Annotated in this window: 27 protein-coding genes; 4 read left to right on the top strand and 23 right to left on the bottom strand. The window is 70.7% G+C overall.

The features are described from left to right. Positions 1-155: 155 nt before the first annotated feature. From DFI_RS19250 to DFI_RS19240, 3 genes are all read right to left on the bottom strand, one after another. Positions 156-788, bottom strand: coding sequence for a hypothetical protein (locus DFI_RS19250; protein ID WP_155864539.1), 633 nt, complete (start codon positions 786-788; stop codon positions 156-158). A 72-nt stretch (positions 789-860) separates the two neighbouring features. Further along, on the bottom strand, positions 861-1,871 hold the full coding sequence (locus tag DFI_RS19245) for a hypothetical protein (protein WP_027462776.1): 1,011 nt from the start codon (positions 1,869-1,871) through the stop codon (positions 861-863). After that, positions 1,868-2,113: a hypothetical protein gene (locus DFI_RS19240; RefSeq protein ID WP_027462775.1), complete on the bottom strand. Its 246-nt coding sequence runs from the start codon at positions 2,111-2,113 to the stop codon at positions 1,868-1,870. Before DFI_RS19240 ends, DFI_RS19245 begins: the two co-directional genes overlap by 4 nt. A gap of 91 nt (positions 2,114-2,204) precedes the next feature. Here DFI_RS19240 and DFI_RS19235 point away from each other — a divergent pair, with 91 nt between their 5' ends. Then, positions 2,205-3,272 carry a hypothetical protein gene (locus DFI_RS19235; protein WP_027462774.1) on the top strand — a complete coding sequence of 356 codons (1,068 nt, stop codon included), beginning with the start codon at positions 2,205-2,207 and terminating at the stop codon, positions 3,270-3,272. A 7-nt stretch (positions 3,273-3,279) separates the two neighbouring features. On the opposite strand, the gene DFI_RS19230 is transcribed toward DFI_RS19235, so the two are convergent. Both DFI_RS19230 and DFI_RS19225 read right to left on the bottom strand, forming a co-directional pair. Next, entirely contained in the window at positions 3,280-3,801 is a 522-nt protein-coding gene (locus DFI_RS19230; RefSeq protein ID WP_027462773.1) for a hypothetical protein, read from the bottom strand. Between the two features lie 173 nt (positions 3,802-3,974). Beyond that, positions 3,975-4,460, bottom strand: coding sequence for a hypothetical protein (locus DFI_RS19225; protein WP_027462772.1), 486 nt, complete (start codon positions 4,458-4,460; stop codon positions 3,975-3,977). Between the two features lie 123 nt (positions 4,461-4,583). Between DFI_RS19225 and DFI_RS19220 the strand changes: the two genes are divergently transcribed. Then, positions 4,584-4,862 (top strand): hypothetical protein, encoded by a 279-nt coding sequence (locus DFI_RS19220; RefSeq protein ID WP_027462771.1) that lies wholly within the window; start codon positions 4,584-4,586, stop codon positions 4,860-4,862. A gap of 16 nt (positions 4,863-4,878) precedes the next feature. On the opposite strand, the gene DFI_RS20455 is transcribed toward DFI_RS19220, so the two are convergent. Continuing rightward, the gene (locus tag DFI_RS20455; protein ID WP_155864538.1) at positions 4,879-5,037 is read right to left on the bottom strand and encodes a hypothetical protein; all 159 of its coding nucleotides are present in this window, start codon (positions 5,035-5,037) and stop codon (positions 4,879-4,881) included. Positions 5,038-5,148: 111 nt separating this feature from the next. Between DFI_RS20455 and DFI_RS19215 the strand changes: the two genes are divergently transcribed. Next, positions 5,149-6,108, top strand: coding sequence for an ADP-ribosylglycohydrolase family protein (locus DFI_RS19215; protein ID WP_043777884.1), 960 nt, complete (start codon positions 5,149-5,151; stop codon positions 6,106-6,108). A 206-nt stretch (positions 6,109-6,314) separates the two neighbouring features. On the opposite strand, the gene DFI_RS19210 is transcribed toward DFI_RS19215, so the two are convergent. Beyond that, positions 6,315-6,695 carry a hypothetical protein gene (locus DFI_RS19210; protein ID WP_027462769.1) on the bottom strand — a complete coding sequence of 127 codons (381 nt, stop codon included), beginning with the start codon at positions 6,693-6,695 and terminating at the stop codon, positions 6,315-6,317. A 541-nt stretch (positions 6,696-7,236) separates the two neighbouring features. Here DFI_RS19210 and DFI_RS19205 point away from each other — a divergent pair. After that, entirely contained in the window at positions 7,237-8,661 is a 1,425-nt protein-coding gene (locus DFI_RS19205) for a hypothetical protein (protein WP_155864537.1), read from the top strand. A 211-nt stretch (positions 8,662-8,872) separates the two neighbouring features. Here DFI_RS19205 and DFI_RS19200 read toward each other — a convergent pair whose 3' ends face one another. The 16 genes from DFI_RS19200 to DFI_RS19130 form a co-directional block, all read right to left on the bottom strand. Further along, a complete protein-coding gene (locus tag DFI_RS19200; RefSeq protein ID WP_027462767.1) occupies positions 8,873-9,643 on the bottom strand; it encodes a hypothetical protein in 771 nt (256 codons plus the stop codon). A 169-nt stretch (positions 9,644-9,812) separates the two neighbouring features. Further along, positions 9,813-10,604: a single-stranded DNA-binding protein gene (gene ssb, locus DFI_RS19195; RefSeq protein WP_162145415.1), complete on the bottom strand. Its 792-nt coding sequence runs from the start codon at positions 10,602-10,604 to the stop codon at positions 9,813-9,815. A gap of 176 nt (positions 10,605-10,780) precedes the next feature. Beyond that, positions 10,781-11,812, bottom strand: coding sequence for a hypothetical protein (locus DFI_RS19190; RefSeq protein WP_027462766.1), 1,032 nt, complete (start codon positions 11,810-11,812; stop codon positions 10,781-10,783). A 123-nt stretch (positions 11,813-11,935) separates the two neighbouring features. After that, entirely contained in the window at positions 11,936-13,573 is a 1,638-nt protein-coding gene (locus tag DFI_RS19185) for a UvrD-helicase domain-containing protein (RefSeq protein WP_081425814.1), read from the bottom strand. A 76-nt stretch (positions 13,574-13,649) separates the two neighbouring features. Further along, complete coding sequence (locus DFI_RS19180; protein ID WP_027462764.1) at positions 13,650-14,363, bottom strand: hypothetical protein; 714 nt, start codon at positions 14,361-14,363, stop codon at positions 13,650-13,652. Positions 14,364-14,471: 108 nt separating this feature from the next. Next, positions 14,472-14,804 (bottom strand): hypothetical protein, encoded by a 333-nt coding sequence (locus DFI_RS19175; protein ID WP_027462763.1) that lies wholly within the window; start codon positions 14,802-14,804, stop codon positions 14,472-14,474. Between the two features lie 114 nt (positions 14,805-14,918). Next, complete coding sequence (locus DFI_RS19170; RefSeq protein ID WP_051307710.1) at positions 14,919-15,731, bottom strand: hypothetical protein; 813 nt, start codon at positions 15,729-15,731, stop codon at positions 14,919-14,921. A 97-nt stretch (positions 15,732-15,828) separates the two neighbouring features. After that, the gene (locus DFI_RS19165) at positions 15,829-16,602 is read right to left on the bottom strand and encodes a single-stranded DNA-binding protein (protein WP_051307709.1); all 774 of its coding nucleotides are present in this window, start codon (positions 16,600-16,602) and stop codon (positions 15,829-15,831) included. 225 nt (positions 16,603-16,827) lie between these two features. Continuing rightward, complete coding sequence (locus DFI_RS19160; RefSeq protein ID WP_027462762.1) at positions 16,828-17,379, bottom strand: hypothetical protein; 552 nt, start codon at positions 17,377-17,379, stop codon at positions 16,828-16,830. An 85-nt stretch (positions 17,380-17,464) separates the two neighbouring features. Then, positions 17,465-17,623, bottom strand: coding sequence for a hypothetical protein (locus DFI_RS20450; protein WP_155864536.1), 159 nt, complete (start codon positions 17,621-17,623; stop codon positions 17,465-17,467). A gap of 130 nt (positions 17,624-17,753) precedes the next feature. Then, positions 17,754-18,062, bottom strand: coding sequence for a hypothetical protein (locus DFI_RS19155; protein ID WP_027462761.1), 309 nt, complete (start codon positions 18,060-18,062; stop codon positions 17,754-17,756). Between the two features lie 74 nt (positions 18,063-18,136). Next, complete coding sequence (locus DFI_RS19150) at positions 18,137-18,595, bottom strand: hypothetical protein (protein ID WP_027462760.1); 459 nt, start codon at positions 18,593-18,595, stop codon at positions 18,137-18,139. A 34-nt stretch (positions 18,596-18,629) separates the two neighbouring features. Beyond that, positions 18,630-19,034 carry a hypothetical protein gene (locus tag DFI_RS19145; RefSeq protein ID WP_027462759.1) on the bottom strand — a complete coding sequence of 135 codons (405 nt, stop codon included), beginning with the start codon at positions 19,032-19,034 and terminating at the stop codon, positions 18,630-18,632. 79 nt (positions 19,035-19,113) lie between these two features. Further along, positions 19,114-19,800, bottom strand: a complete 687-nt coding sequence (locus DFI_RS19140) for a hypothetical protein (protein ID WP_027462758.1) — start codon at positions 19,798-19,800, stop codon at positions 19,114-19,116. A gap of 40 nt (positions 19,801-19,840) precedes the next feature. Next, complete coding sequence (locus tag DFI_RS19135; protein ID WP_027462757.1) at positions 19,841-20,038, bottom strand: hypothetical protein; 198 nt, start codon at positions 20,036-20,038, stop codon at positions 19,841-19,843. A 13-nt stretch (positions 20,039-20,051) separates the two neighbouring features. Beyond that, positions 20,052-20,585, bottom strand: coding sequence for a hypothetical protein (locus tag DFI_RS19130; RefSeq protein WP_027462756.1), 534 nt, complete (start codon positions 20,583-20,585; stop codon positions 20,052-20,054). Positions 20,586-20,635 lie beyond the last annotated feature (50 nt).

Below are 20,635 nucleotides of genomic sequence, written 5' to 3'. Positions count from 1 at the left end.
CCGCGGCGGCCTGGACCCTCCCGGGGGAGGGTGAGGGCCCTGCTTGGTGCAGGGACGCACAGCCGACGCGTTCCCTTCATCTGCGTGCGCCCGACAGCACAATCCCCCCGCTGGTGCCGGGGGGTCGTGTTGTCCAATCGTGCCGGGCGCCAGGGTTACGGCCGTGCGTGACTGGCCGGGACCTGCTCCGCATCAGCCCGCAACTCGCCTTCCTGGATTTCCTCGCCGTGCCTGAAGTATCTGAAGGTTTCGCCCGTTTCCTCCAGGACGATGAACAGCCCCAGCTGATAGTGGTAGCGGGCTCCCATCTTTCCCGCTGGCGACGTGAACGCCCGGAGCTTGGCGACGTCCACGCTCGCACCGTCTTCACCGCGACCGTCACCGGCCATCTTCACCTCAATCACGAGCAGATTGCGGTCGTTCGTCCCGCGTTCGTGAATCAGGATGTCCGGATAGGTCGTGGTTCTGAACGTGGTCCACTGCTCGATCGCCTTTTTTGTGGTCACGCGTTTCGCCCTCTTTTTCATTGCCTTCTCCCTGTAAGGCTTGCGGGCACTGGGCGTCAGATGGGCACTCGGAATGTCAACGTACTTGGGACGGGCGCCGTTGCGGTTGTACTCGCAATCCACCTGGAGGTCCGGGAAGGCCAGGTGCAGGTACACGGCGATGCTGTGAGTCACCGAGCGCTCAGCCACGCCACGGCGAAGGGCATTGCCAGGCTCATTCCGGACCGACTGGAGAGCCTGCCGGACGATTTCAACGAGCTGCTGTTCACTTCGGGGGGGCATGGTTGGCATCGTACCGAGCCCCTCCCATATTTGAGCGGGCGCTGCCCCACGACCGCCCAGGGCAGTGGGCATTCACCTGAGCCCGTCCTGCTGTTTCATCAGTTGGAAGAGCTCCGGAGTGGTCAACCACGCCGCGTGCTGGGCGTCCGCAGGGAACGACGGCAACTCAGGGGGTGGGAGGTGCACGGTCTCTTCACCGCCGTCCACGGTGACCAGCAGGGCATACGGGCCGGCCGGCGTGCCTGCCGGGTCGCTGCTCCGGCTATTCAGGCCTGGCGACTGCCTCCAGGGCGTGTGTCTGGCGCTGACCACGCTGCCGACCTGCGCGGTGAGCCTCTGAATGCCCGGCGCTCCAACGGTGTCCTCCAGGTGAGACCAGAGAGGGACGTGCAGGACGACCTGCGCCCGCTCTCGCTCCGACGCGTCCAGAACGTCGCGCGCTGGAATGAGCCGGCTGCCCGGAAGGTCCACGTGCACCAGCGCGGGTCGCACGTGGACGCCCCGGCGGGTGGTCCGGCTCGCGAGCCAGCGTTCCAGAATGTGCGCGTTGACTCCGGCGGTCTGCCGGGATGCGCTGGGGCTCGGGCTGAGCACCTCGATCAGGTCAGCCTCGTCCCAGGAACGGAGGATCCGGTGAGCGAACAGGTCCAGCCCGGGCTGGTCTGCAGCGCTGCCGATCAGGAGGAGGGACAGGTCCGGGTGGTCGGCCAGGAGCGGAGCGGCGTGCACCGCGGCGTGGCGGGTCAGGCAGGCGACGGCGGCGCGGTGACCGGTGACGCCGGCGAGCGCCAGGCGGGCGGAGAGCTGTGCGGACGCGTGACCGAAGGCGAGCACCTGTTCTCCACGGGCGAGGGCGTAAAGGACCTGCGGAGTGAGCAGGGCGCCGTGCAGGTCCAGATCGTGATCGCCGACCGCCAGCATGTGCGGCCGCGTGGTGTGCCGGGGCTGGGCAGGGGCGGCCTGATCCCGCGCGACGAGCGGGGACCGGAGGCTCTGGGTAGGCGGCTGAAGGCCCACGTACAGGCTGCCGGCTGACCCGAACTCCGCGCGGCGGCGGAAGGGAACGGAGAGGTCCGGGGTCATCGGGGCTCCTTGATCGGGTGGTCGTCCCGATAGTGGATGCGGCCGTCTTCCAGCGCTTCGGGGGCGGCGCGGGCCAGTACGCATTCCCGGTCCTGAGCTTCGCGGGTGGCGCCGCAGGTGGGCATGGGGACGCCTGGCGCGAACCAGAGCGTGGCGTGCCGCGCGGCAGGCTCGTGCTGGCAGATGAGGGCGAGGGCGTCCGGTCCCTGGTCATCGGCCCGGGGCGGGAGGGGCATGGTCATCAGATCTCCTGGAGAGAGCGGGGTGGGGGGCGTGTCCCCTCCGTTGTACGGCTCTCCTGGGTGGTCGCGCTGGGGGTACCATGGGCGCTTGATGTCCTCCAGTTTCCCCTGCGTGCTGCCGCCTGACGAGCACGTCCGTCAGCTGCAGCGTGTGTTCGCGCCATTGAATCCGGGGTTCGTTGCTGAGGAACTCGAGTGCACGCCCGAGGCCGCGGCCGCACACCTGTACGGCGAACGGGCGGCGCGGCACACCTGGGTGTCCCTGGCGGATGTCGCGCAGATCGGGGAGGTGCCGATCCGGCCGCTGAAGGCCTGGATGCGCCGGCATCACGTCCCGTGCGTCCCCATGGGGCCGGGGCGGACCGCGGTGCTGCTCGTGCACCTGGACGACGCCCGGTGGTACCTCGAGCGGCACGCGCCCCGCTTCGAGTGGCGGCCGTTTCCGAACGTCGAGTACCTGACCCGCCTGGCCCTGCCGGAACCCGAGGTGCCGGGACCGGCGCCTGCACCGGTGGTGGATGTGGACTGGCAGCTGGCCCGCCGGGCGGCCTGGCCGATGACGGCGGAGCGGCTGGCCGAGGCGGTGTTCGGCACGCGGTCCGGTGACGCGCGGCCGCGGGCGTTGAAGCTGCTGCGGCGCTGGGAGCGGGAGGGGCGGGTGGTGTGCTTCGCACGGGGGTTGTACGACCTCGTCCGCCCGGTGACCATCCTGGATCCGGCGGGGCACCAGGGAAGGCCGCTGCCCCTGGCGGACAGCCGGCGGCTGCGCGCGAACCACCCGGAACTCGCCCACTGGCCGTCCGCGGCACTCGGCGCGGCCTGGCGGGCGTACAGCGCGCTGTACGGCGGGCGACTCCTGCCCGTGCTGGACCGGGCGGAACCGACCCTGCTGGAGTTCCTGCTCGTCCGGCAGCTGCACCCGGGCGAGCAGGACCTGCGCCTGGACGCCCGGTACGAGGCGCTGTGCCAGGACGCCGCCCTGTACCGCGTGGGGGTCGCGCCAGTGCCGCGCCCGGCGGCCCCGGTGCCGGTCACGGCCGAGAACATCGAGGCGGGGTTGATCGACTTCCAGGCGCTCGTGCAGGCCACCCGCCGGAAGCTGCAGCGGGGCGTGGACCGCGCCCCGCCCCGCAAGCGCCGGGACGTCCCGGTCCGCTGAGGCCCGGTCAGGGTCCAGCCGGTGAGGGCGCGGCGGGGGAGGCGTCCAGGAAGCCGGGCGGGGAGAGCAGGATGACCATCTCGGTGTCACTGCCCGGCGCGCACGCGTACCGCTCCACGGTCCACCCGGCCGTCACCCAGCTGCGCACGGCGGCCTGCAGGTCCAGGTCCGGTTCGCCGAGGAATGGTTCGCACGTGATCACGCCTCGGCCGGTGTCCGCCTGAACCCAATACTTGGCGTTCTCGAACAGGTACACGCCCACCTGCCGTTGCCGGCCGAGCGTGTGCACGGCCGTGCGCAGCTGCGCGCGGGTGGCGGCGTCCGGGGACGCCCCGCTCAGGCGGTAGTGGTCGAGCAGCGCGTCGTAATGCTCGGCGCGGGCGAGGCGGGCGAACGCGGCGTCCGGCTCGGTGGCCCGCAGGCGCCACGCCTGGCGCATCAGGGCCTGGGTGTACGGGTACCGGCCCTCGTACTTCAGGTCGCGGAAGGGGCGCTGGACCGGCTCCGCCTGTTCCGGGCGGGCGGTCATCGGCGCACCTGCGGAGTCTGAACGTCCAGGGGGAGCGGGCGGACGACGGGAGCGGTCCCTGGGATCGAGATGGTCAGCATCCTTCTCGTTATGACCCGCGCGTGGGTGAAGGCGGTTCCGGGGCGGGACATGCGGCGCCCCTCCCGCCTGCGGGCAGGGGGGCGCGGCCCGGCTCAGGCGCGCAGAGCCTGCTCGATCAGCGGGTCGAGCGCCTCGGGCGTGACGTCCGGCAGGTCCACCCAATGCGCGCCGCTCTGACCGTCGTCGCGCAGCCCGAACACGACGCGCAGGGCCCGGCCGCCCCGCTCGGGCCGGAAGGGGAAGTACCGCAGGACCGCGGAGGCCCGGACGCGCAGGGAGCGGCCGAGCGTGATGAACCGGCCGACGACGTGAAGCGCCTCACCGCACGGGGCGGTGCTGGGCAGGCCTTCGGCGCGGAGCATCACCTGGTCGAACGCTTCCGGGGTGAGGCCCGGCACCGTCGTCCAGTCGGCCCCGGGAATGCCATGGTCGCGCAGGCCGTGCACCACCCGCAGGGCCCCGCCGCGCTCGAGGTAGTAGGACTGGATGCTTGAGACAAGCACGCGCTCGCCGCTGGGGAAGACCAGGAAAGCGCCCTGCACGCGGATGGTCTGATCAATCTCGGAGGAAGTCGTCATGTCCGGGCCTGCACCCTGCAGGCGCGGGGTGAGCGCCGTTCAGAACGGCAGGCGCTCCGGCGGGTCTGGGGTCCCTGGGCAACCGCAGGGGGGAACAGGCGCCATTGGCGGTACGGTGAGCGCATGTCGAGTGTGCAGCGGGCGGTCATCGTCCTTGGGGTCCTGGCCGCGTTGGCGGTGACGTTCGTCTGGCCGCCGAAAATCGTGCATACCACGACCGGCGCACGCCTCACCCTGGCGGCCTGCGTCGCCGACTACTCGGACCGCGCGCAGGGTCTCAAAGACTGCGGAACGCTCGCCACCGTTGACGGGGGGCTGCTGGCCGTCTACCTGGTGGTGATCGCGGCCGCGACGGCGGCCCTGTACTTCGTGATGCGCGGAGTGGACCGGCCGGCGGCGTGACCTCGGGGACCTCCGGTTAAGGGACGCAGGTCACGCGGTCGGTGGACGGGCGGGTCCAGGCAGGGGGTGCCGCCTGCTTGATCGCGTGGCGCTGCTCGCGCGTGCGCACCCCGAAGACCACGACCTGCCCGTCCGGGTAATCGCTGCGCCGTTCCTCGGCCCACCTGGCGCGCAAAGGAACGGCGGGGTCCAACGGAAGACCCAGCAGGTTCTCTCAGGTCACCCCCGGCCCTCTTCGCAGAGGTGGGGCGTTCCTGAAGTGGTCAGCACCTATGCTGACCGCAGCATGTCAGCACACCAATTGGCACCGTCCAGCACTCCAGAAGCGGCCCTCGCGCGTGCACAGCTGTCTCTGGAAGGTCTCAGTGTCGGCGACGCCTTCGGTGAACAATTCTTTCTCCCGACCGAGGCCTTTGAGGCTGCGGTCGCCGAGCGGCGTCTGCCTCCCGCACCGTGGTCCTGGACGGACGACACGCAGATGGCCCTCTCCGTGGTCGCGGTGCTGGCCACTCACCATGAAATTCAGTCTGACGCGCTCGCGACAAGCTTCGCGGCGCAGTTCGATCCCGCCCGCGGATACGGCCCCTCCATGCAACGTGCCCTCCGGCAGATCCAGGGAGGCGCGGACTGGCGTGTGGTGGTCCAGGAAGCGTTCGGCGGTCAGGGGTCATACGGGAACGGCTCGGCAATGCGTGCTGGGCCTGTTGGCGCGTACTTCGCCCCTGACCTGCAGGAGGTGGTGACGCAAGCCCGCCTGTCGAGCCTGGTGACGCATACCCACCCGGAAGCAGTCGCGGGTGCGGTCGCGGTCGCGGTGGCCGCCGCGCTGTGCGCCCAGCCGGACGCCCCATATCTCGACACGCCCTCAGCCTTTCTCGATCAGGTCCTGACGTGGGTGCCGCCCAGTGAAGTGGCCAGCAAGATCCAGCGTGCTCAGAAGCTCTCCCCGCACGCCACTCTTGCGTTCGCGGTCTCCACGCTTGGGAATGGCGTGCAGCTCTCAGCGCAGGACACGGTCCCGTTTGCACTGTGGTGTGCCAGTCGACACCTGAAGGATGTGGAGGCCGCGTTGTGGCTCGCGGTCAGTGCAGGCGGTGACCGGGATACGGTGTGTGCCATCGTGGGCAGCATCGTGGCCCTCAGTGCCGCGGACACCATTCCACCGGCCTGGCGGATGGCACGGGAGCCGCTGCCCACCCATGTCACTGCCTCTGCTGAGCCCACCTCCCTGACAGACCAAAGGTGACCTCCCAGCAGTAACCCACGGCGATCAAGCGGGAATCACGCAGCGCCTGGCTGGAATGGAGCGGCTCGTCTTGATTCCCGACAACGAAGTACGGCATTTGTCCGGGCACGCCCCTGTCGTGCCCGGCACGCCAGGGGGCGGGTGCGTGGCAGCGAGACGCCATGAAAAACCCCCGGATGCCGTGGTCGGGTCGTTCCGGGGGTGGGTTACAGCTTGGGTTGGGCCTGCTCGGCGTGGCGCGCGGCCGCGCGCGTGCCGAACGGGTCGGTGACGTGGTAGATCAGCGCCAGTTCGAGCGGGGTGTGACCGGCCGCCCGGTCGGTGGGCGCGGGGGTCTGGCCGGGGACGTGGTCCAGGGCGGTGAACAGGTCCATCAGGACGGCGCGGTTGCCGCGGCTCATGCGGGTGAGGGCGGCGACGCCAGCGGCCAGCAGGGCCGTGCCCAGGAGGAACCAGGCGGCCCCGAAGACCTGCAGGCTGGTGGGGGGCTGGGTGAGGGTGTGCAGGGACAGGCCGAAGAGGTGACCGTACACGGCCGTCCCGAGAGCCGTCCAGAGCAGCGGAAGCACGAGAAACAGGATGTTCATTCTGTCCGGGAATCTCTCATTGTGGGGAGGACGTCCTGAAGGGACGCCGTCCCACATGGAGTGAAATCTGTTCTGAAGTCTGACCCTGCTCCCTTCCAGACGCGTCGGGGGCCTGGTCCTGCTTCGCTGAACACCTGCCCCTACAAGTGGGTGGATTGTCAAGGGGGCCAAACGACACGATTGGCGGAACATTGGACACTTTGAGAAAATCGTCGTTCCGCACAGCGTTCTGCGCACTGCGAGAGGTGAGATTGCTGATGCAGTCGGTCTCTGGCTCTTGTCCCAGTTCAGGGGCTCGAGTTCTCTGCAGGTGACGATTTGTCCAGTGTGATCTCGTCAGCTGGGAAGGGCCCGCCAAGTGATGGTATTCAGATCAGCGGACCGGCAGGTAACCCACCGCGTGTACCCCAGCAAAGACACGACGTGTGAGGAACACATCGCCCGGCACGACCAGCAGCTGCAGTCCAGTCGGCTGGATTACCTCATGGCTGCGGAGCAACCACGCGGGAACTTATTCTTCTCACACTGCGTAGAGTTTTTTATGAGCGAGTCTCCTCACGAGAAGTCCCATTCGGGGTTGACCCCGAATGCCACCCTCTACTACACCGCGCACGTCAGGACCGTTGAGGACGCTCCCCCGATGGGCGCATGGCACAACCTGACCGACATCTCGGCTTGTGCTGCCGCCTTCACCCGCGAGTTCAACGACGCGCGCCCGGAAAGCAGCGTCGACCACCTCCTCCCCCAGCACTTCGCTGCGGTCAACCGCGCCGAGCTCAGCCACTTTGCCCAATCCAAAGGCACGACCTTGAAGGTCGACGGCAACCCCTTCGGCACGCTGGACTGGCTGGAATACCAGGTCCCCGCCGCTTCCTGGCCCACTCTCCCCAAGGACATGCACCTGGGCGACTGGACCATCCAAACCGACGGCCTGCACATCCTCGCTTCCCTGAAGCTTCCTACCCAGCTCTCGCCGGCAATGCTGACGCTCATGGATTTTCCGCTTCAGGTGACCCGGGCACTCCAGGCCCAGTTCAAGGCCTGGATTCTGGAAGACGAGCGCCTGGCCATCGGCTGGAACTGGCACGACCTTCCCGCGTCGCGGCCCCTCTACAGCGGGCTCATCTACCAACTTCCGGATACAGGTCTGCCCATGAGCGGTTCCAGCTCCTTGAGTTCGAGCATCCAGACGTACGTCGGGACTGACCTGAGCAGGTACCTCCCGATGATCCTGGCCGACACCCTCACGCTGCGCTTCACCACCCGGGCTCTGACCACCAGGCTGAACGAAACGGGAACCCTGTCCGTTACCTCGCTCGATCTCCCCCTTGACCTCAATGATCCGGCTCAGCGCGCGACGCATCAGACCAAGCTGCTCGAAACGTGGCGGCAGGTCAGCGAAATGCAGCGGACGCTGGACGCCGTGGAAGACGTGCTGCTGGCGGGCCGCACGTGGATCACCGCCCTGGAAGGCCTTCGAGAACGAGGCTTTCAGTGGAAGCCGACTGGACCGCATTCGTCGCGCACGATTGTCCATGGTCCGTTCACAGCCAAGATGAAGACAGTGAAAGGCAGCGGTGTCGTCCTCACGCCCGATCACCGGGTCAGCTTAAGTGGCCGTGACCTGCCGACTCAGGGCCTGAGACGCGTCATCCGTAACGTCGATCACTACCGTTTGCGCCTGGTCCAACAGGCCGCCACTGTGAAGGAAGGCATCGACGTGCGAACCAGCCTGATGTCCGCCCGCTCGGCCGAGGAGAGTATGGCCGCCACCAAGCAGGGCCTCGTGGTCTCGAAACGAGGTGTGGTGCTTGCGGTCATCGCTCTGGTCGTTTCTGCCCTCTCTCCCTTTTTGCCGGATGACTGGAAGTTCGGCACGCACAACAACGAGCCCGCCGTGCAAACCCGGTCCCCGGAGGCCGCGCCCAAGGCGTTCGGGATCAGCCCGTCCACGCTGATCCCCTGATCGGGCTGGAACATCGAAGTGGCCAGTTGGGAAACCTCGTGTACCCCGTACCTCAAGGACCACGCCCAACAGGAAGGTCGCTTGATTCGCCTCAAGGACTTCTCCTTCGATGTGACCTTCCTGACTGGGGGGCGCAAGGTGGGCGAGCGACCCGGATGGTCTGAGGTAGCCGAGGCCCGCCCGGTGTAGTGACCGCCCCGGGCGGTGCGCATTACACCGGTGAGGGTCCCAGGTGCTGAGGCTCGGCGGAGCGGGCCCGGGAAGCGAGCTGCTGGCAGCGCCGGGCACTCGGCAGGCTCAGGGCCCGGGTGCGGCCGGGGTCGTGCATGCAGATCTGCAGCAGGCGGTCGTGCACTTCCGCCTCGGCCGCCCGCTCCGCGGCAGGGAGGTGAAGGGCGGGAATGTCGTCGGCCGCCTCGCGCAGCCGCCACCCCAGGCGCCGGGCCTGGCCGGGCGTGAACTGTACCGTCCCGGTCTGGCGGTAGGCGTGGTGCGTGACGCGCACTTCCAGGCGCCACCCGCCGCCCGCGGTGACCCACCCGGCGTACCGGGCGCGGGGGGCGCTCGGGCCGCCGGTGGTGAGGGCGAGCAGGTCCGCGGTGCCGGCGTGCAGGCTCAGCAGGTTCACGCCGCTGCCGAGGTGAGTGCGGGTGACGCCGGGCGCGACCCAGGCCCGGCCGCCAGGTTCGCCGTGGCACAGCGCGCCGGCGAGAATCAGGCGGTGGAGCGGCACGTCATCCGTCTCCAGCACCCCGACCCGCCCGGTCTCGGCGTCCCAGGTCAGGGTCAGCTGGCCGCTGGCGCTCCCGACGAGCACCTGCCCGCCCTGGGCGGGGGTCACCTGCGCGGCCCGGCCGTCCAGAAGGGCCTCGCCGAGCCGGGCCGCGTCGGCGCGCTCGAGGGTCAGGGGCGGGGCGCCGCGCGGCAGGCGCAGGCGGACGTGGTGGCGGTCGGCACGGACGTCTTCGAGCAGGTTGAGCATGGCGTCACCTCTGGGAGTCTTGAACCGGCACGGCGAGCGGACCCGGCCAGGCCGGTCGGCTCGTGGCAAGGTCCGCAGGGTGTGACGGGCCGGGGACCCTGGAGGGGTGAGGGGGGTTGCGGCCATGACAACGCCCCCTCGGCCGAGGGGGCGTCAGGGGGGCGCGGGGTCAGAAGGGCAGGTCGTCGTCGGGCGGCGTGCCGGCCCCGGGGCCCGCGGCGGCCGGACGGGGTGCAGGGCGCTGCGCCGGGGCGGGGCGGGGGGCACTGGCGGGGCGGGTGGCGCCGGCAGGGCGGGAGGGTGGGCTGATGATGAAGAACTGCTCGCCCTGCACCTTGAGCGTGCTGCGCTTGCCGCCGTCGCGGTCCTCCCAGGAATCACTGATGAGCATGCCACTGGCGAAGAGGGGCATGCCTTTGCGCACGGTGGCGTGGGCGCGCTCGGCCAGCTCGCGCCAGAGCGTGATGCGGACGTAATCGGTGCGTTCCTGAGGCTGGCCGCTGCGGTCGGTGAAGCGCTGGTTGCAGGCGATGTCGATGTCGATCACGGCGTCCCCTGCCGGCGTGTGGCGCAGCTCGGGGTCGCGGGTGACGTTGCCGCCCACCTCGACGCGGTTGTACGCCCCCCGCATGCGCACGCCCCCCGCGGCGTCCTGCAGCAGTTCCGGGTCTTCCTGCACGACTTCGGCGCGCAGGGCGTTCAGGGTGAGTTTCGTACGCTTTTGACCCTCGGCGCCCCACTCGTCGGTCTTGAGCGCCCCTTTGACCAGCATGACCGCGCCCGCCTCGAGCGCGCGGTCAGCGAGTTGCCTGGCCTGCTCACCGAGCAGCGAGGTGTTCACGTAAAAGGGCGTGGTGTGCCCGGCCTGGACCTGCTCGCCGGCCAGGGTGAACTCCAGCACCGGGACGTTGGTGCCGGTGTGGCGCAGCTCCGGGGTCCGGGCGAGGGCGGCTTTGATCATGACGGTGTTCTCTCCGCGCATTGGGTCTCCTGTGGGAAGGACCGTGGGCGCCTGTCCTTCCCGAACGGCGCGTCCCGGTGGGTGATGGAACGCGCTTTCCGGATGGTAGGGGCCGGGTGGGTGAACGCAGGCGGCCACGCCCTGCCGGGAACGTGGCCGCCTGCGGAGCGCGCGGGTCAGTGCGGGTCGCCGGGGGCGTTCTCCTGGGCGCGGGCGCGCTCCGACGCTTCCTGGATGCCGCGGCGGGCTTCTTCGGCGAGCATCGCGCGCAGCTGCTCGTCGTCACTGGTGTCCGGGCCCGGCCGGTCGAGGGCGTGGACGTGGTCGTCCCCGCCGAGCAGACTTTCGGCGTTGAGGATGAACTGCTCTTCCACGTGCGTGCCGAGCGGCACGACGCGCGCTTCCCCGGGCGCGGGAGACGCCAGGACCGGCGCGGCGGGCGTGACGGGCGGAGCCGGCTGCTCCGGTGCCACCTGAACGGCGGGCGGGGCGGGTTCCACGGCGGGCGGGGCGGGTTCCGCGGCGGGCGGGGCCGGGACCTGCACGGCGATGTTGGCGGGCGCGGGCGTGAAGACCGGCGTGGACGCGGCCTTGACCGCGGCCTGGGGGAACCAGCCCTGCACGGCGAACACGACGCCGCCTGCGCCGACGCTCTCCCGAGCGTACCCGGGCCGGCGGGTGGTGTCGACGTACGGCAGGGACTGGACGGAGAGGCTGATCTGCACGTCCTGCGTCCGCGCGGCGCCCGGCTGGGCGAACAGCGCCTGCGCTTCCTCCTCACGCTGCGCCTGCGCGCGGGCAAGGGCCTGGGCCGCCTGCACCTGAGCGAGCCGCTCCGCGTCCGGCTCCGGCTCGGCGGCCGGCTCGTCCACAGGCAGGGTCAGGGTCTCGCCGCTGGGCGCGATGAGGTCCTGGACCGGCGGGACGGCCGGGGCGGGCGCCGGCTGCACGTCCGGGACCGGCACGTTCGGGGAGGCCGTGTAGACCAGGCGCTGGCGCAGGTCGGGTTCGGTGCCGCGTTCCTCCTCGCCCACTTCCACGCCGGGGATGACGTTCACGGCCGGGGCGGTGCCCAGCGCCGCAGTGGTGGGCTGGGCGGGAATGCCGGGGGGGCCCTGACGCGGCGGTGCGCTCAGCGGTTCAAGCTTGCCGGTGAGGGGCTCAAGCCTCTCCTCAACGGCTTTTTTCTTGTTCTTGATCCAGGACATGACATTCATGCTACATCCCTCACCTCGCCTGTTTCCGGGGGCGAGGTGAGGGCCTTTTTGCCGTGTGGGGCAGCGAAACCACCCGCGTGCAAGTGGGTGGTTTTGGCCGTGCATCCGCCCCGGTCACGCCCCGCGGCGCAGCTGCGGTTCGGCGCTCAGCGCGGGGCTTTGCGCGGCGGCGCTGCGGGTGAGCAGCAGGGTGTCCTTGGCGCGGGTGTACGCCACGAACGCCACCGCGCGGACTTCGTCGGCGTCACCGCGCACGTCGTCGAGTTCCTCAGGCCGCAGGATGGTGACGCGCTCGGCCTCCAGGCCTTTGGCCTTGTGGATGGTGCAGAGCTTGATCGGCGCGCCCCGCCCGCGTTTCTGGAGGTCCTCAAGCAGGGCCATGACGCCCTCCCCGGTGCCGGTGCCGCCGCTGCGCAGGCAGGTGGTCGTGGCGAGCGCGGCGACGCAGGCGATCAGGTCCGTGTCGCGGGTGGCGGCCGCGCGCAGGGCCCCGCCGCTCAGGCCGCTCTGGAAGTGCTTCTCCGTCAGCTGGTAGTGCAGGGCCATCAACCGCTGCTCGATGTCCGCGAGCGTGAACGTGTGCGGGAACGCGAGCTTCGCCAGGCGCGTGATGCTCTTCTTGATGTCGATGCCGAGCAGCACGACGTTCTGGTGCTGCTGGGTGAGCATCAGCGCCAGTTCGATCAGCGGCGCGGCCTTGCGGCTGATCACGAGGTCCCCGCCGCGCAGCTGCCGGGGCAGGTCGCGTTCGTCGACGTGCAGCACGGTGCCTTCCTTCGCGCCGTCGAACGCGCGGATGTGATCGGAGTACCGCTGCGCCAGGGCGACGTGGGCTTTCGGGCAGCGGAAGGTCACCGTCAGGTGCAGTTTGACCGCGGCGAAAATCTCCTCCGCGCGGGCCAGGCCCTGCTTGTCCGCGCCGGAGAAGCGGTAGATGGCCTGGTCGCTGTCCCCGACGAAGATCACCCGGCCGGTGTCGCCGGCCAGCCAGCGGATCACGCGGTGCTGCAGGGCGTTGAGGTCCTGCGCCTCGTCGACGAGCTGCACGTCGAGGCTGCCTTTGCCGACGTTCAGGCGCATGGGCAGGTACAGCATCTCCGTGAACGACACCTCCCCGGTGCGCAGGAAGTCACCAAACGACCGCAGGTGCAGTTCCTTGATGATCGGCGCGAGCTTGAGGTGCGCGTCGAACTTCAGGTCATGCTCGGCCGCCAGGGCGCGCAGTTCGTCCTCCTGGCCTTTGAGGTAGACCATGCTGAGCTCCATCAGCTTCACGAGGTTCTGCAGCAACGCGTGCCCTTCCAGCCCGCGTTCCTTGATGTAGGCGTGCACCAGGTTGCGTTCCTTGAACTCGTTCGCCTTGGGCGCGCGCGGCGCGTGGGTTTTGAGGAGGTTGTTGCAGATGGCGTGGATGGTGCCGGTCTGCACGCCCGCGGGCATCTTGTCCTGCAGTTCCCGCGCGATGGTGGAGTTGAACGCCATCACGCCGATCTTGCGGGTGGGCGCCATGGCGCTGAGCACTTCGGCCATGACCTGCAGCACCGTGCTTTTCCCGCTGCCGGCGGTGGATTCGATGATCAGGTTGCGGGGCGTGGCGACGACCCAGTGCAGGACGCGGCGCTGCTCCGGCGTGAACCGGCGCACGCGCGCTTCGATCTGACCGCGCGTGCCCGCCGGGATCAGGTCGAGCAGGGCGGTGGCGTCGGGCGTCTGGGCCATCTGCATGGCGGAGGGAGCGTCCTGGGTCTGCATGCCTGGCCCTCACCCGGGAAGAGGGCCGTCAGGCCCCCGGGTGAACGGGGTTCCCGCGCCGCCCCCGTCCACGCGCTTACCAGCGCGGCACGTACGCCGCCCGCGTCTGCGGCAGGTCACTGCCGGCGGGTGGGGTGGCGTACAGCACCTTCACCCACACGATCTGGTCCAGGGCGTTCAGGCCGCACAGTCCGGCCCGCAGCGCGAAGTGCTGCAGGGGTCCGTCCGCCCGGGCGTAATTGTCGAGGTACCCGCCGGCGTCGTGCTCGCCGTCGTCACTGGCCGGGAAGACGAACGTGTCCCCGCAGGCGGTGGACATCAGGCCCTCGGCGTCCGGGGTCTCGCACCACACCCCGATCCGGTCATGCTCCGGCAGCGGCGCGTCGTGCGGGTCCAGGGGACTGGCCTGCCACTGCCCGGCGGCGTCCTGGTGGAGCAGCAGCACCGGCGGGCACGGCGCGAGGTCCGCATGAATGCCGGCCACCTTGAGGGGCAGGGCGTCGGCGCGGCTGTACAGCACGTCGATGCCCAGCACCTCGCCCGCCTCGCCGAGCTGGGCCAGGCCCGCCTGGAGGACGTCCTGCTGGTCGAGGTGCCCCAGCTGTCCGGCCAGGACCTCCCGCGCCTGCGCGGCCTCGTGCGGGCACCAGGTGGTGGGGGAGACCGACGCGTGCCCATCCGCGTTGCGGGTCCACAGCGCGACGCTGCGGACGGTCCCTTCGGCCGGGCCGTGCACGGCGGGGGTGAGGGCGGGAGTCAGGTGGAGGGTGGTGCGTTGCAGGTTCGGCATGCGTGCCCCGGCACCCGCGTGCGGGTGAGGCGGTGAGACGAGTCCGGCCGGGCCACAGCACGCGCCCCCCGGGGCTCAGCGGCACCGGGGGGCGGCGGGAAGGAGTGTTCAGGCGATCAGGGCCGGGCCGAGGAAGTCGAAGTCGGCGTCCTGGAAGTACGTTTCGAGCGGTTCGAGCGTCTCGCGAATGACGTCGAGCATCCGGGGCGGGTGGCCGCTCATCTGCAGGAGCAGGGCCCGGCCGGACACGACCGCCATGAACAGCGCCATCGGGGAGAGGGTGTGCAGCTGGCCCCGGGCCAGGCCGCGCTCGGCCTCGCGCATCCAGGGGTCCGTTTCATGGTCGAGCGGCCGGTCGACGTCCTCGGTGGACCGGCTCAGACGCATGCTTTCCTGGATCCGGATCAGCCGGGCGACTTTGTACTGGGACTCGGGGTTCATAAGGTCATCCTATGGACGCGTGGTTTCGTCCTTCAAGTGCGGGGCGCCGGGCCCCGCAAAGGGCGCGGCCGGTCCGGGCGTCGGACCCTGGCCGGCGTGGGCCTGGCAGGCTGGTCAGGACGCCGCGTCCGCCGGCCACGGCAGCGGCTCAGTCAGCACCACCGGTTCGGGGAAGACGAGGTTCCCGGGCGTCCACAAGCCCGGCATCTCCGGCGCCTGCCCCGGGGTGCCGCGGGTCCGGGCGCCCTGGCGCCGCGCGCCCCGCAGGGAGCGGACCCGGTCGACACTGAGCTGCATGGCGGAAATGTCGCCCGCTTCGAAGAGTTTCGGGCGGGCCGCGGCGGTGAGCCACGACCCGATCGTGCGGATGCCGCGCTCGACGCCGCTGAACGCCACGTACGTGCCGTCGCAGGAGTCGGCGTGGCAGAAGCTCAGGTGCACCACCCGCCGCGCACTGTTGACCCGCCCGACGTGCGTGCGCAGGCCTTCGTCCCGGGCGCGTTCGAGCAGCCACGCGCCGTGCGCTTCCCGCCAGTCGTCCGTGCCGCCCAGGAACGCCACGTCGCAGCGGGGCAGCTCCTGCGTTTCCGCGCCGTCCTGCAGGCAGTACGCCAGGGGGAACCCGAGCGGCGCGAGCAGCGGCGCGTAGGCGTAGAAGGCCGCGAGGGTGCCTTCGCCGTCCCCGGGCATGTCCGGCACGACCACGAACCGGCACGTCGCGTGCAGGCCGCCGAGGCGCTCCAGGTGCGCGATGTAGGCGTCGTCGCTGTACCCGTCCTTGCTGAGCGCGTCACAGTCGCTCGCCCACGGCCGCTGCAGTCCCTTGATGCTCCCCAGCCCCCCGCACCGCGGGCCGGTCATCACGCCCACGCCCGGGTGGGCCTGAAGGTCGTCGAGGTTGCTGCTCGTGCTCGCGAAGTAAAGCATGCGCCGCGCGTCACCCCGCGCGCGGGGTGAGGGCCGTGCACCGGGACGGAGGATCAGAAAAAAACCCCCTCGTTCGAGGGGGCGTGGTGCGCCTGGGTCAGAAGGGCATGTCCTCGTCAGCCATGTCCGCCAGTTCCGCCGCGGCGGCGGCACTGATCGGCTCGTGCGTGTCCGGCTGCGCCGCCCGGCCTTCCGGCGGCTGCACCTGGAAGATCCGGCTCGCCTCGAACTTCAGGGCCGAGCGCTTCTGCCCGTCCTTGTCCGTCCACGACTCGCTCACGGCCGCGCCCAGCACCGTCAGTGGCGTGCCTTTCGGCAGCGTCGCCATGAATTCCGCCAGGTCCTTCCACGCGGTGACGTCCACGAACGACACGCGCTCCTTGACCTCGTTCTTCCGCGTGCGGAACTTCTCGTTCAGTGCCAGGCTGAACGTCGTGACCGCGTCCCCGCCCGGCGTGTACCGCACCTCCGGCGTGGCGACGAGGTTCCCGCCCAGCGTCACCTCGTTCACGCCCTGCGCCAGGCGCTGGCCGCCCCCCTGGTCGGTGACGGTCGCGAAGTCCCCGCTCAGCACCTCGGTGCGCAGCGCCTGGATCCGCATGCGGGAGCGCTTCCCGCCCTCGGCGTCCTCCCACTTCTCCTGACGCGGCGCGCCCTGAATCGACAGCACGCTGCCGGCCGTGGTGCGGTCGAACACCCGCCGGGCGGCCGCGCCGATCAACACCACCGGGACGTAGTTCGTCAGGGTGCGTCCGTTCTGAACACTGTCCATGGCCAGGGTGCCTTCGGCGATGTCGGTGGTGCCGATGGTCCGGAGGGTCAGGGGGCGTACGAGGGTCCCGATCAACGTCGCTGCGAGGATGGCTTTCATGTCTGCTCCTTGGGGTCAGGGCGGGGAGTGTCTCTCACCCGCGTCTGGTTGACCCGCATGCTTCGTCCCTCACCGCCGACAGGCGGTCAGATCTCCTGGTGGTCGGCCGGCCCACCCCCGGGAAAACGCAGCCGAGCCGGGCCAGAGGCGGGAGACGGGAGGGAACGGCGGCGCCTGGACGGCCCATGAAAACACCCCCTCCGGGGAGGGGGCGTCGCGTGCGGCTCAGGCGCGTCGGACCGCGTCTTTCAGGGCCTGGGGGGCGTCGGTGTCGTCGATGCTCAGGCCGGGCGTGAAGGTCGGTTCGTCCCACTCGAACATCGTGCCGGGGTAGTGCCGCGCGCCCTGGGTGACGGTGACGTCCCCCTGCCGGTTGCCACTCTGCGCGCCGGCGACGTGCGTGACCATGTACCACCAGCGGTACTGCTCGTCGCCGGGCGTGGGGAGCAGCAGGTCCCGGCGCATCCCGTCAAGGTCGTCGACGGTCTCGTCGGGGAAGTGCGCGCCGAGGCGGTGCAGGCCGAGCAGCGCCTCGCGGACGCCGTCGCGCAGCAGTTCGTACCAGCGCTCACCGAGCTTGATGACCGGCACGGGATGGAACTTCACGGCGTGCCCGCTGTGCTGCCCCTCGCCGATCAGCACGAGCCGGCCTTCCGCCCCGGCGCGGCTGATGACGCGCGCGACGCTTCCGTAGGCGCTCAGGTGGAAGATGCCGTCGCCCTGGTCAGGCAGGGGGCTCAGGGCGTGGGTGACGGACGGGTCGACAGGAACGGTCATGGGTCATCGTCCACCCCGCTGGGGTGAAGGGGGTGGACGCGCCGGGCGTCCATGAAAAACCCCCGCCGGGAGCGGGGGCTGAAGGTCAGTTCAGGGCGGGCGTGGACCGCCCTTTCGTGAGGGCGCGGCGCAGCCGCCGCACGAGGCGGCGGAACGGGCCGGGCCGGCGGGTCTGAGCGGCCACCTGGCGTTGACGCTGGATGACGTCCCACTGCTCACTGCTGATTCTGGCGTAGTTGTTCATGCGGGCACCTCCTTCACTTGGGAGAAGCCCGGTCGGACTTCGCTGGCAGGCGGCCTGAGTGTGAGTTCCGCCTTGAAGGTGCGGGTCAGGAACGACACTCCCTGCGGGAGGGGCGTGAAATCTGTTGCCGTTACGTCCGGGGTCCGAAGGCGTCGCCGCTCAGCTGGTCGAGCCGGTGGCGTTCCTCGCGGGTGAGGGGGGGCAGGCGCACGCGGCGCAGGTCGTCGGCCGTGCGCAGCAGGCGCCGGTCGGTCTCCTGCGGCGGGAGCGTCACGGTGCGGCCGGTCAGGGCCTGCTGCAGCAGGTGCGGGCGGCGTGCCAGGGCGGTGACGTGCGCGCTGCTGCCCGGCCGGGGCGACTCCTCACGCAGGTACAGCAGCCCGGCAGGCAGACGCCGGAAGGTGATGCGGAGGCCCGGGCGGTGGAAGTGAACGTCCATGCCACGGCGCGGACCCGCGACCCGCGGGTGAAGGTCCGGCCAGCCCGGGGATCAGGGGCTCCGGCGGGGCCGGGTCAGCCCCCGTCCTCCTCGACGGCGCACGCCTCCATCTCGCACTCCGCTTCGAGCTCCAGGCGCGCTTCGCGTTCCAGGGGCGACTCACCAGCGTGGCGCTGCTCGGAGAGGTGCAGCTGCGTGAGGCGGGCGTTCAGGTCCCGGGCGCGTTGCGCGTCCGGTGAGTGGCCCAGCACGACCCGGGCGACCTCGTGCCGGCCGGACGGTGTGGCCAGACTCACCGCGCACTCGGCCGCGCTGAGCTGCACGGCGTCGTAGATCACCGGCGTTCCGGTGAGCCGCGCGAGATGCGAGGCGGTGACGCGGCTGGCCGGGACGTCCTCATGGGCCAGTTCTTCCAGCAGGACATTGGCCAGGTCGCAGGGGCGGCCGGTGGCGTGGCGGAACGTCGCCGCGACGGTCGCGGCCGCGTACTCGGGGCGGCGGTGCGGCGTGAAAGGTCGGGCAGCGTGAGGCATGACAGCTCCTTCGGGTGTCGAGACCCGGCTGGTTTCAGGCACGGGCTGGGTCCGCCGTGACCCGGGCGTCGTCGAACGCGCCCTGGATCAGGCCGGCGAGCGCTTCGTACTGGGACTGCACTTCGTGGTAGCCGTCACTGTGCCCCTGCGTCCAGGCGAGGGTGAAGACCCGCGCCTGCGTGGCCGGGTTGCAGCCCGGAAGGTACGCGGCGGCGAGGTCCTCCGCGAAGGCGCGTTCGATGGCGCGCAACTGCTCCTGGTACGTCCAGAGGGCCGCGTCGTACGTCGCCCGGGCACGGTCGTACTCGGCGTGCTGGTCAAGCAGCGCCTGGCGCTCTTCGGCGTTCAGGCCGGCGAGGTTGTCCCCAGGCCGGACGGGCAGGGGGGGCAGGGTCAGGGCGCGGACCGCGGCGTCGGCGCGGCGGGCAAGGTCAGACATGGTGACTCCGGTGAGGGAAGGAAGCGGGGTGCAGGGGTGGCGCGGCCTGGGACGGCGGGGTCCGGCCGCGCGGGTCCGCTCAGGGTGAGGGGGTGAGGTCCGCGAACTTCGGGTCGTGCCGCAGGTCACTGAGCCCGAGGATCAGTTCGGACGGCGTGGCGCTCCAACTGCCGGCGCGTTGGTACGGCACCTGCACGGCCCAGCAGGCCATGCCGCCGTCCTCGCCTCCCATGTCGAACAGGTCGATGCCGCGCAGGCCACCCGTCCAGTGCCGCTCCTCCCAGGGGGCCTGCAGCGCCCGCGTCAGCTGGTCGAGCGGCACCGGGAGGGTCAGGGAGGTCGTCCCGGCCTCCACCAGTGTCTGCCCGGCCCAGGCGCGGACCTTCACCGGCGTCTGGGGACGGTCCCCGCGGCGCAGCGCAGCCGCGAGGAGCGCGCGGTGTCCGCCGAAGTCCTCGACGCTGATCAAGGTCAGCGCCCAGCCGCGCAGGGACTCGACGTCCTGACCGGGCTGGCCAGGGCGCACCCACGTGAACTCCACCATGTCCAGCCGGTACCCGCCCGGCTCGGCCGCGCGGTAGGTCAGGCGCACGGTCCCGCCCTGCGCGGCCGGCACTTCCGCCTCCTGGCGCGCGTCGAGTGCGTCGGCGAGCAGGCACGCGTGAAGCTCACGGACCGAGACGATCAGCGCCACGCTGGAGTGCGGGGCGGTGAAGTGCGTGAAGCCGTACGCGGTGCTGATGGCAGCGAGGTCAGGAAGAATCATGCCGCGCCTTCCACCCGCGTCCCGCGGGTGAAGGTCCTGCTTACGCCTCCTGGAAGCTCAGCAGCGTCCCTGGTGTCAGCGCGAGCAGGGCCACGGCGTCCTCCGGGTGCAGGCGCTGGCGGACTTCACCTCCCGGCGTGACCAGCACCGCCTCGGTGCCGATCAGGGTCAGGCTGGCCTGCTCGCTGGAGGCGCGCAGGGTGTTCGGGGCGGTGTCGGTCACGGTCAGGGTGTGCATGCCAGGCCTCCTGTCAGCGGACCGCGGCGAGGTCCGCGAAGTGAAGGTGCGCCGCGCCGCGCGGCCCGGCGCCCAGGCTCAGCACCTTGAGCTGCACCGTCCCGCCGCGGGCGTGCAGGTCGCCCGTCCACAGCCGCGGGTCGTGGGGGTTGCGCAGCACGGCCGAGAACTGCTCCGGGGTCACGGCCGCCTGAACCTGCCAGCGGCTGTCGAGGTGCCAGAGCACACCGCCGGCCGTGCGCTGCCACTCGCGGAGCGGCACCCGGTCGCGCCGCAGGGCGTACGCGACGAACGGCACGTTCGCCCATGGAATGTCGAGCAGCGCCACGTCCTCCCCGAGGTGACCGCACTGCCAGAACAGCGCGGCGTGGTCCGGGTGGACTTCCGTGCGGAGCGTGCCGCCGAGGGTGGGCAGGTGCGCGGCCGCCTGGTCCTGAAGGGCGTCCGCGAGGGCGTGGGCATCCAGGACACTCGCGGTCAGGCCGCCCCGGCCCTGCACGAAGGCCAGGCCCCGCGCAGTGGTGACGCTCTGAAGCAGGGAGAACATGCGTTCAGCGTAGGCGGCGCCCGGGTGAAGTCCGCCCGCGCCCCACCCCC

The organism is Deinococcus ficus, from assembly GCF_003444775.1.
In the GTDB taxonomy this organism is placed as follows: Bacteria; Deinococcota; Deinococci; order Deinococcales; family Deinococcaceae; genus Deinococcus; species Deinococcus ficus.
This window is presented reverse-complemented; position numbering and strand designations above follow the sequence as displayed.

Bases quoted from the DNA above. Each gene is read 5' to 3' on its own strand.
- DFI_RS19175 (WP_027462763.1), bottom strand. From the start codon at position 14,804: ATGAACCCCGAGTCCCAGTACAAAGTCGCCCGGCTGATCCGGATCCAG.
- DFI_RS19240 (WP_027462775.1), bottom strand. From the start codon at position 2,113: ATGACCATGCCCCTCCCGCCCCGGGCCGATGACCAGGGACCGGACGCC.
- DFI_RS19135 (WP_027462757.1), bottom strand. From the start codon at position 20,038: ATGCACACCCTGACCGTGACCGACACCGCCCCGAACACCCTGCGCGCC.
- DFI_RS19180 (WP_027462764.1), bottom strand. From the start codon at position 14,363: ATGCCGAACCTGCAACGCACCACCCTCCACCTGACTCCCGCCCTCACC.
- DFI_RS19225 (WP_027462772.1), bottom strand. From the start codon at position 4,460: ATGACGACTTCCTCCGAGATTGATCAGACCATCCGCGTGCAGGGCGCT.
- DFI_RS19130 (WP_027462756.1), bottom strand. From the start codon at position 20,585: ATGTTCTCCCTGCTTCAGAGCGTCACCACTGCGCGGGGCCTGGCCTTC.
- DFI_RS19190 (WP_027462766.1), bottom strand. From the start codon at position 11,812: ATGTCCTGGATCAAGAACAAGAAAAAAGCCGTTGAGGAGAGGCTTGAG.
- DFI_RS19215 (WP_043777884.1), top strand. From the start codon at position 5,149: ATGTCAGCACACCAATTGGCACCGTCCAGCACTCCAGAAGCGGCCCTC.
- DFI_RS19205 (WP_155864537.1), top strand. From the start codon at position 7,237: ATGAGCGAGTCTCCTCACGAGAAGTCCCATTCGGGGTTGACCCCGAAT.
- DFI_RS19210 (WP_027462769.1), bottom strand. From the start codon at position 6,695: ATGAACATCCTGTTTCTCGTGCTTCCGCTGCTCTGGACGGCTCTCGGG.
- DFI_RS19155 (WP_027462761.1), bottom strand. From the start codon at position 18,062: ATGGACGTTCACTTCCACCGCCCGGGCCTCCGCATCACCTTCCGGCGT.
- ssb (WP_162145415.1), bottom strand. From the start codon at position 10,604: ATGATCAAAGCCGCCCTCGCCCGGACCCCGGAGCTGCGCCACACCGGC.
- DFI_RS19245 (WP_027462776.1), bottom strand. From the start codon at position 1,871: ATGACCCCGGACCTCTCCGTTCCCTTCCGCCGCCGCGCGGAGTTCGGG.
- DFI_RS19185 (WP_081425814.1), bottom strand. From the start codon at position 13,573: ATGCAGACCCAGGACGCTCCCTCCGCCATGCAGATGGCCCAGACGCCC.
- DFI_RS20450 (WP_155864536.1), bottom strand. From the start codon at position 17,623: ATGAACAACTACGCCAGAATCAGCAGTGAGCAGTGGGACGTCATCCAG.
- DFI_RS19235 (WP_027462774.1), top strand. From the start codon at position 2,205: ATGTCCTCCAGTTTCCCCTGCGTGCTGCCGCCTGACGAGCACGTCCGT.
- DFI_RS19140 (WP_027462758.1), bottom strand. From the start codon at position 19,800: ATGATTCTTCCTGACCTCGCTGCCATCAGCACCGCGTACGGCTTCACG.
- DFI_RS19200 (WP_027462767.1), bottom strand. From the start codon at position 9,643: ATGCTCAACCTGCTCGAAGACGTCCGTGCCGACCGCCACCACGTCCGC.
- DFI_RS19165 (WP_051307709.1), bottom strand. From the start codon at position 16,602: ATGAAAGCCATCCTCGCAGCGACGTTGATCGGGACCCTCGTACGCCCC.
- DFI_RS19170 (WP_051307710.1), bottom strand. From the start codon at position 15,731: ATGCTTTACTTCGCGAGCACGAGCAGCAACCTCGACGACCTTCAGGCC.
- DFI_RS19145 (WP_027462759.1), bottom strand. From the start codon at position 19,034: ATGTCTGACCTTGCCCGCCGCGCCGACGCCGCGGTCCGCGCCCTGACC.
- DFI_RS19150 (WP_027462760.1), bottom strand. From the start codon at position 18,595: ATGCCTCACGCTGCCCGACCTTTCACGCCGCACCGCCGCCCCGAGTAC.
- DFI_RS19230 (WP_027462773.1), bottom strand. From the start codon at position 3,801: ATGACCGCCCGCCCGGAACAGGCGGAGCCGGTCCAGCGCCCCTTCCGC.
- DFI_RS19250 (WP_155864539.1), bottom strand. From the start codon at position 788: ATGCCCCCCCGAAGTGAACAGCAGCTCGTTGAAATCGTCCGGCAGGCT.
- DFI_RS19160 (WP_027462762.1), bottom strand. From the start codon at position 17,379: ATGACCGTTCCTGTCGACCCGTCCGTCACCCACGCCCTGAGCCCCCTG.
- DFI_RS19220 (WP_027462771.1), top strand. From the start codon at position 4,584: ATGTCGAGTGTGCAGCGGGCGGTCATCGTCCTTGGGGTCCTGGCCGCG.